We start from the raw sequence: 7,961 nt of genomic DNA, 5'->3' as shown, positions 1-7,961 counted from the left end.
GTGGACGATGGCTGGTCGGGGACGAACTTTGAACGGCCGGATTTTCAGCGCATGATGGACGATATGGAAGCCGGAAAAGTAAACTGCATTGTCACGAAAGACCTGTCCCGTTTCGGGCGGGAACATGTGATGATGGACTACTATCTGGAATTTCTGTTCCCGGAGAAACGGGTTCGCTACATCGCCGTTGCGGAGAATGAGGACACAGAGAAAGGGCTTTCCGATTTTGTCCCGTTCAAAAACCTGTTCAATGAATGGTTTGCGAAAGATACAAGCCGCAAGGTAAAGGCCGCTTTCAAAGCAAAGTTTGCCACAGGACAGCGTATCGGCGCCTATGCTCCCATCGGGTACAGGAAACACCCGGAAATCAAAAACAAGCTGATAATCGACGAGGAAACCCGCTGGATAGTGGAGAAGATTTTTGACCTTGCTATTCATGGCAGAGGGGCGGCCAGTATCACAAGAATACTGATTGCGGAAAAGGTTCCCACACCGGGATTTATCAACTTCCAGCGTGACGGGACTTTTGCAAACATCTATGCGGGTGCGCCGGAGGAAAAAAGCTACGCATGGACGATAGCCCAGGTCAAGAGCATTATGAAAGACGAAACCTATATCGGCCATACCATTCATTACCGGGAAACGAACATTTCCTTTAAGAACAAGCGGAGGGTACGCAAGCCCCAAAGTGAATGGGTGCGGGTGGAGAACACGCAGGAGCCGATTATCAGCGAGCAGGTTTTCCGGCAGGTACAGGAGCAGATAGCAAACCGCCGCAGGAAGTGCAAGGATGGTACAACGCAGATTTTTTCCGGATTGGTAAAATGTGCGGATTGCGGCTGGTCGCTGTCCTATGGGGAGAACAGGCAGAACAGCAAGCCTTACGGCCATTATCATTGTAGCAAGTACGGGCAGGGCACACGCCAATGCTCCATGCACTATATCCGTTATGATGTGCTTTATGCCTATGTCCTCTCCCGTCTGCAATACTGGTCGGGGCTGGTACAGCATGATGAAGAACGGCTCTTGAAGCAGCTGTTAAATGCCACTGATAAGGGACAGGCTGCCGCAAGAAAGAAGCAGGCCGCAGAACTGAAAAAGGCAGAGAAGCGAAAAGCCGAAGTCGATACTTTGTTTGCCCGGATGTATGAGGACTGGGCGGCGGGGCGTATCACGGAATACAACTTCTCTATGCTGTCCGGGAAGTACCAAAGCGAACAGGCTGAACTGGACGAAAAGATTGAACAGCTTCAATCCGCTATCGCCACTGAAAGCCAGAACGCCGTAGACGCAGAAAAATGGATTGCCTTGATGAAAGAGTGCGTCAATCCAACAGAACTGACCGCCGAACTTTTGAATATGCTGATTGAAAAAATCGTTGTCCATGAAGCGGTCAAAGGTGAGGACGGAAGCCGGGAACAGGAGGTAGAAATCTTCTACCGCTTTATCGGCAAAATTGATTGAATGATACCAATATCTTTAACTATGTGATACCGGACTGTCAGTCCCTGATTCGAATATGTTAATCTCTATATCGGAAGTCCTTGAAACGCCCGTAAGCACTTTGCTTGGAGAAACGATTGCTGAGCCGAAAAGGAATGATTTAAAAGCAATTTCTGAAAAACTGGAGGTTATAAATTTGCAGCTTGCAAAAAAGGCGGCAGCAAAACGGAAAATGCTTCAGTGGCTATTTATCTTCATTGCGTGTGGTATAGTGATAATATTTGCAGCTTTACTAGTATTAAATAGTCCATACTTGGGCTGGGATTATAGTGATCCTGAATTAGCTGTTGCCGGAGTGATTTATCACGCAGCTGAATGGCTGTTTGTCAGATTAGCACCGATTATCCTTATAGGGGCAATTGCCGGGATATTTTTGACAAGGAAAAAAGATTGAGCAGTTTGCAGAACATGATCATCTTGACTGGTAAAAAAAGATGTACTATCATCTAATTAGTTGATAGTACATCTTTTTTAAGGAGGGATCAATGTGGATATCACACAGCGTCAGATTACAAAAATAGCCAGGGAGGTGGGGAAGTTTACTTCCCGGATGATGAAAGCAGAAGGGGTCGGCACTGCGGAGTTCGATCTCATTCATGTTGTACGGAAAAGGCCCGGCATCACGCAAGCGGAAATAAGTAAAATCTTAGGGGCAGACAAAGGGGCTGTGGCAAAGCAGACTGCCAATCTGGAGGCAAAGGGTTACCTTCGGAGAGAAAATAATCCGGCAGATGGGCGCAGCCAGCTTATTTTTCCTACGGAGCAGGCCCAGAGCCTGAAAAATTCCAAAGCCCACATTGAGGCTCTGTTTTATGAATGGCTTATTGAACCACTTTCAAAGGAGGAGCAGAAGGAGTTTGCGCATCTGCTGGATATTCTTTATCATCGGTGCAAAGAAGAAAGCAAAGCCGATTTTCCTGAGATGACAGCACGCATAAGGGAGTGTGAGTAATATGGATATGGATGTCAGTCAAAAGAAAAAACATCTGTCCCAGGCAATGGTATTTCTCATTCTGTTTGGAATCGTCAGTCTGTTCTCTGACATGACCCATGAGGGCGCTTCCAGTATCCGGGGAGCGTATTTGTCTGTCATGGGAGCTTCTGCCGGTGCGATTGGCTTTTTCTCCGGTTTGGGAGAACTGGTCGGATATTCTATGCGATATGTATTCGGAAAACTTACGGATAAAACCCGGCAGTATTGGCCGATTACAATCTTTGGCTATGTACTGGATGTGTTGGCAGTGCCGGCATTGGCTCTGGTAGGAGAGCATGGATGGGTATGGGCATGTCTGTTGCTGCTCATTCAGCGGATGGGCAAAGCTATTAAGAAACCGGCAAAAGATACGATTATGTCCTTTGCGGCATCTCAGGAAGGTGTCGGAAAGAGCTTCGGCCTGCAGGAACTGTTAGATCAGATCGGCGCTTTTTTAGGACCGGTACTGCTATACCTGGTAATGCTTTTTCGGACAGAGGGAGATGTCTTTCAGACCTATGCTTTCTGCTTTGGGGTGCTTGCTATTCCTGGTGCTATTACGCTGGTTCTGCTCCTTGTTACCCGGCGCAGATTCCCAAATCCGGAACAATTTGAGCCTGAGCCGAAAGAACACGTTCCTTTCCGCATGAGAAAAAGTTTTGTACTATATATTGCAGGGATCAGCTGTTTTGCTTTTGGATTTATTGACTATTCCCTTATCATTATGCATGTTTCCAGGACTTATACCGGCCTGGCGGCCAGTCTGGCAGAGACATCTTCGCTGGTAACAGAGGGAACCCTTCCTTTGCTTTATGCCGGTGCGATGTTAGTAGATGCTGCAGCCGCTCTTGTATTCGGGCATCTTTATGATAAGATCGGCGTAAAGGCACTGATGATTTCTACGCTGCTTTCCAGTGTGTTTGCTGTTTTTGTATTTTCCATTCACTCTATCCATATGCTCCTGCTGGGTGTAGCTCTTTGGGGAATCGGGATGGGCGCTCAGGAATCTATCCTGAAAGCTGTGGTCACTTCTATGGTTCCTAAAGACTGCCGGGCCACGGGATATGGCATTTTTGAATGTTCCTTTGGTATCTTCTGGTTCCTTGGAAGCTGGATCATGGGTGTGCTTTATGATATGAGCATTCCTGCCATGGTAATTATATCGGTTATTGCACAGTTTGCGGCTATTCCCCTTTACCTTGCTTCAGACAGATGCGCCCGGACTGAGAATATCCATTTAGGCAGCTGATGTTCCGCTCTCTTTTTGCATGAGCGAGAAATAAAATGACAGGGAAATAAACCAATGTTATAATGAAGAAAAAAACAGGCCGACAGTTTGGAATTTGCGGAGGAAACAGAATATGTGGATATGCCCAAAATGCGGGAGGGAGTTTAAAAGAACAAATCAAGGTCATTACTGCGGGAAAGCACCGGAAACAGTATTAGAATATATAAATTCGCAGCCCATAGAGACACGTTCTCATTTAACAGAAATGATGATCATATTACAAAAAAGTGTTCCGTGTGTAAATGAACGTATATTATGGAGTATGCCGTATTATGAGAAAGAAGGAAAATCCATTTCCTTTTCTGCTTGTAAAAAGCACGTCAGCTTTTATGTAGGGATTAAAGCTATTGAAAAGTTTGCACTGGAGTTAGAAGAAGTTGTTACTAAGAAAAATGCAATATATTTTCCTTATGATAGAGAACTACCTACAAAATTGATTGAAGATATTGCAAAATGGTGTTTAAGCTGATTTGACATATGCAATCCAGGAGGTGATCGATTGAAAATAGAAATCGGAAAAGACTTTCCAAAATATTTTAAACCTTCCTATCCGGAAGAATTTGACTTGTTTTCACATTTTGAGGTGACGGCTGGAATACCGACAGTTTTATTTGCAATTACTACATGGAAAGAAAACGGAGAGCCAAATGTTTGCTTTCATTCATGGAGTTGTTTTCATGGAGATAAAACTGCCTTTTTTGCCGTAATGGGGAATCTGTATCAACATACCCATACCTACGCCAATATTCAAAGGGAAAAATGTTTTTGTATAAATTTTCTGCCTATATGCTATTACGATAAACTGGTAGATACCATTCATCACAACGATATGGAAACCGATGAATTTGCTGTGGGAGGCTTTACACTTTCCAATGGAAAAACGATTCATGCACCGGCTATTCAAGAGGCTTTTATCAATATAGAATGTACCTTGAAAGAGACAAAGGATCTAAGCGGTGTAGGAATTACGGCTATGGTTATCGGACAAGTACTGCATATTTCTGTAGAAAAAGAATATGCCCAGGGCTATGCACAAAGATATGGAAAAGAAGGCTTTATGATGCTGATACCAGCGCCTCAGGATCTGGTTACCGGCGAGCCAAATCTGTCGGCAATTGGTACAATAAACATTGAAAAATATGATTGACAGTATATAAGACATGAAAAGAAAACGGAAGCTTGGAGGAATTGTTATGAAACGGGAGTTAGGAATTGCACGCTGCGGACTGGCCTGTTGTTTATGTTCTGAAAACGCAGCCTGTTCCGGCTGTGATTCAGGTCAATGTCCGGACAAAGACTGGTGCGAAAACAGAAAATGCTCTATTGAAAAAGAAAAACAACATTGTTATGAATGCGATGAAGAGTGCAGAAAAGGATTATTAGGCAAAATAAAACCCTATGCTTTTACATTATTTGTTAAAAGATATGGTGAAGCATATCTTTTGGACTGTCTGGAAAAAAACGAGGCCAATGGAATTGTTTACCACCGTGATGGCATAAATGGGGACTATGACGACTTTGAGGATGTGGAAGCACTGATAGAATACATAAAAACCGGAAACAGATAAATTTATGGAGCTTATTTATGGCAGATTTTGGATTAAATGAAATGTTAGCAATGCAAAAAGAATTGCAGGATAAATATAAAGATAAATGGGAACCGATTTCTCCTGAAACAGGGAAAAATAAATTACTCTGGATGATAGGTGAAATCGGAGAAGTAATTGATATCATTAAAAAGAACGGCAGTGAAAATGCTGTTTCAGATGACACTTTGCGGGAACAACTTATCGAAGAACTTGCAGATGTTCTTATGTATTATAATGATGTTCTTCTTTGTTATGGAATAACTGCAGATGAATTAAAACAGTCTTATACAAACAAGTTTAGGAAAAACATGACACGCTGGTAAATCCGAATTAGAAAATAGAGTTAATGGGATATAATATAATCAATAAGTATCATATACGATATGGAGAAATTGAAATGTTAATTGATTTTAATGAGTTAAAGGAAATACATATGCCGGGAATGAACAATGGCACAGGCGAGATGACGGCCAGAATGTATATGGATGACAAAGGTAAGATCATTCCTTGTGCCATACATGCCGGCGGTTCCATCGGCATGCATAGTCATCCCACAAGTGACGACATCAATTATATTCTTTCAGGAACCGGTAAAGCAGTTTGTGACGGAACAGAAGAAATCCTTAATCCGGGGACTTGTCACATCTGTCCAAAAGGATCAGAGCATAGTATCATCAACACCGGAAATGAAGACTTAGTTATGCTGACTATTGTTGTGGAGCGATAAATCCTGAATATTATTGTATAAAAGGGAGAAGCAGACTCATGAGAACTCTTTTTTTGACCTCAAGCGGTTTAAACGAAAAAATTACATCATTGTTTTGGAAATGCGTTGGAAAAGAACCGATTGACACAAAAGCGATTTTGGTTCCATCTGCAGCAGTGGAGAATGATGGAGCGAGAGAAGGTATTATCGTATGTATGGAGCGTCTTATGAATATGGGGATATCGGTAAATAATATCCTCATTTATGATCTGGCGCTTTTGCTTTCTGATGGATACAAAAGAACCTATTCAAGCTATGTCCGGAATATACCGGATCAGCTTCGATTAATGAATGCCCGGGAGCTGGCTCAGTATGATGTGATCGCCTTTTGCGGCGGGAATGCCCGGAGACTTATGGATGAAGTAAATAGGACAGGGCTTTCGGAACCGCTAAAACAGGCCATTGAAAAGGGGCTGGTATATCTGGGGATAAGCGCAGGCAGTATGATCGCAGCAGGAAATTTTGCCGATAGTTTGGGCTATCTGGCAAATCCCTTGATACCCCATGCTGAAAAAGGAAGTCCTTGTGGAGAAATATCAAAGAAGGATTTGATCGAATTAGCAGATGGACAAACAGTATTGATCAGAGGAGAATGTCAGAAAATTATCTGTTGAAGTGGAGTTTTTGGAGGCGCCATTATGAATGAAAGAGAAAAAATTATCCGTTTATGGTTTGATATGTGGCTTACACAACAGGATTTAGGTATTGACGAGATTTTCACAGAAGATGTGGTCTATACAGAGAGTTGGGGTCCTAAGTATGAAGACCGCAAAACAGTGAAACATTGGTTTCATGAATGGAATACACGGGGGAAAGTTATCAGCTGGGAGATAAAGCAGTTTTTCCATAAAGATGACCAAACTATAGCAGAGTGGTATTTCAAAAACGAAATGCGTACAGGAGGAAAAGAGGAATTTGACGGAATGTCCTTAATTAAATGGACAACTGATAATAAAATAAGATCCCTGACCGAATTTGGGTGTAATCGAAATAACTATAATCCTTATCAAAATGGAGACAAGCCTCAATTTAAAGATGAAAAAATAAGCTGGTTTTAATTATCTTTGCTATAAAAGCGATTTTGAGGAAAGCACAGAATAATTTGCAGGAGATTATCATGGAACTTATTAAAGATATCATAAAAGCGCTGATAGAAGGCATTATTGAATATAAAGCAGAAAATAAAATTAGTGAAAAAAGAAAAGAATATTTTAGACATAGAAAAGGAAAGTGGCAAAAGATTTGCTTCATCGCATCCATAATACTTGCTTTAACACTTGTGACCATAGGTTTGTGTCTGATCATTCAGAGAAAAATGATAGGCATGTTATTGGTTTGCGCCGGTATAGGAATCGGCCTGTCCATAGCAGTTGATCTGGGAACAGCAGAAAGAAAATGACAGGGAAAAGCCGGGGTATTATAATAAACAAAACTGGTATGATAACTTGGTATTTATGAGATGGACAAACATGTCTATTAGAAGAAATTTTTTTGGTGAAAACTAGACATAGATAAACTGAAATTGCGGTAAATATGGAAGGAGAAAGGTAAATATGGAATGGCTGCCAATTATTGTGATAGCGGTACTTATTGTAATATTAGGTCTATATTTTATTGTCAAACAGGCAGTAAAAGATGCATTGAAAGAATATTTTGAAGATAAAAGGAAAGAGGATCTTAAGAACTAGAATAGACAATTCTTTAGGTTAGAATCGATGATGGTGTAAACGAAAAAGCAGTTTTGGCATTCCAGTGAACTGCCTCTTCGTTTACACCATTTTCGATTTGGCCTAATTGAACAAAGTGAGCGTCCGGGTAGCCACTACCTATGGACTTTCAATC

13 protein-coding genes are annotated in these 7,961 nt (G+C 41.9%); all 13 read left to right on the top strand.

Going from position 1 to position 7,961, the window contains the following annotated elements; translation table 11 throughout:
- Nucleotides 1-1,464, top strand: a 1,464-nt coding sequence (locus B5G00_RS18275) for a recombinase family protein (protein ID WP_087275062.1), incomplete at its 5' end; no start/stop codon positions are given.
- 55 nt (nucleotides 1,465-1,519) lie between these two features.
- Nucleotides 1,520-1,897 carry a hypothetical protein gene (locus B5G00_RS18270; protein ID WP_330396416.1) on the top strand — a complete coding sequence of 126 codons (378 nt, stop codon included), beginning with the start codon at nucleotides 1,520-1,522 and terminating at the stop codon, nucleotides 1,895-1,897.
- A gap of 93 nt (nucleotides 1,898-1,990) precedes the next feature.
- On the top strand, nucleotides 1,991-2,455 hold the full coding sequence (locus B5G00_RS18265; RefSeq protein WP_087275061.1) for a MarR family winged helix-turn-helix transcriptional regulator: 465 nt from the start codon (nucleotides 1,991-1,993) through the stop codon (nucleotides 2,453-2,455).
- Nucleotide 2,456: 1 nt separating this feature from the next.
- A complete protein-coding gene (locus B5G00_RS18260; protein WP_242971430.1) occupies nucleotides 2,457-3,725 on the top strand; it encodes an MFS transporter in 1,269 nt (422 codons plus the stop codon).
- Nucleotides 3,726-3,837: 112 nt separating this feature from the next.
- Nucleotides 3,838-4,233 (top strand): iron chaperone, encoded by a 396-nt coding sequence (locus tag B5G00_RS18255; protein ID WP_087275060.1) that lies wholly within the window; start codon nucleotides 3,838-3,840, stop codon nucleotides 4,231-4,233.
- A gap of 30 nt (nucleotides 4,234-4,263) precedes the next feature.
- Nucleotides 4,264-4,911: a flavin reductase family protein gene (locus tag B5G00_RS18250; protein ID WP_087275059.1), complete on the top strand. Its 648-nt coding sequence runs from the start codon at nucleotides 4,264-4,266 to the stop codon at nucleotides 4,909-4,911.
- Between the two features lie 46 nt (nucleotides 4,912-4,957).
- Nucleotides 4,958-5,332 (top strand): hypothetical protein, encoded by a 375-nt coding sequence (locus B5G00_RS18245; RefSeq protein WP_087275058.1) that lies wholly within the window; start codon nucleotides 4,958-4,960, stop codon nucleotides 5,330-5,332.
- Between the two features lie 17 nt (nucleotides 5,333-5,349).
- Nucleotides 5,350-5,676: a MazG nucleotide pyrophosphohydrolase domain-containing protein gene (locus B5G00_RS18240; RefSeq protein WP_087275057.1), complete on the top strand. Its 327-nt coding sequence runs from the start codon at nucleotides 5,350-5,352 to the stop codon at nucleotides 5,674-5,676.
- A gap of 74 nt (nucleotides 5,677-5,750) precedes the next feature.
- Nucleotides 5,751-6,080 (top strand): cupin domain-containing protein, encoded by a 330-nt coding sequence (locus tag B5G00_RS18235; protein WP_087275056.1) that lies wholly within the window; start codon nucleotides 5,751-5,753, stop codon nucleotides 6,078-6,080.
- Nucleotides 6,081-6,118: 38 nt separating this feature from the next.
- Entirely contained in the window at nucleotides 6,119-6,733 is a 615-nt protein-coding gene (locus B5G00_RS18230; RefSeq protein ID WP_087275055.1) for a Type 1 glutamine amidotransferase-like domain-containing protein, read from the top strand.
- Nucleotides 6,734-6,757: 24 nt separating this feature from the next.
- Nucleotides 6,758-7,177 (top strand): nuclear transport factor 2 family protein, encoded by a 420-nt coding sequence (locus B5G00_RS18225; protein WP_087275054.1) that lies wholly within the window; start codon nucleotides 6,758-6,760, stop codon nucleotides 7,175-7,177.
- A gap of 59 nt (nucleotides 7,178-7,236) precedes the next feature.
- The gene (locus tag B5G00_RS18220) at nucleotides 7,237-7,518 is read left to right on the top strand and encodes a hypothetical protein (RefSeq protein ID WP_087275053.1); all 282 of its coding nucleotides are present in this window, start codon (nucleotides 7,237-7,239) and stop codon (nucleotides 7,516-7,518) included.
- Between the two features lie 154 nt (nucleotides 7,519-7,672).
- Nucleotides 7,673-7,807, top strand: a complete 135-nt coding sequence (locus B5G00_RS19465; RefSeq protein ID WP_242971429.1) for a DUF6019 family protein — start codon at nucleotides 7,673-7,675, stop codon at nucleotides 7,805-7,807.
- The last annotated feature ends 154 nt before the right edge of the window (nucleotides 7,808-7,961 follow it).

It is taken from the genome of Blautia sp. An46, from assembly GCF_002161645.1.
GTDB classification, from domain to species: Bacteria; Bacillota; Clostridia; order Lachnospirales; family Lachnospiraceae; genus Blautia; species Blautia ornithocaccae.
This window is presented reverse-complemented; position numbering and strand designations above follow the sequence as displayed.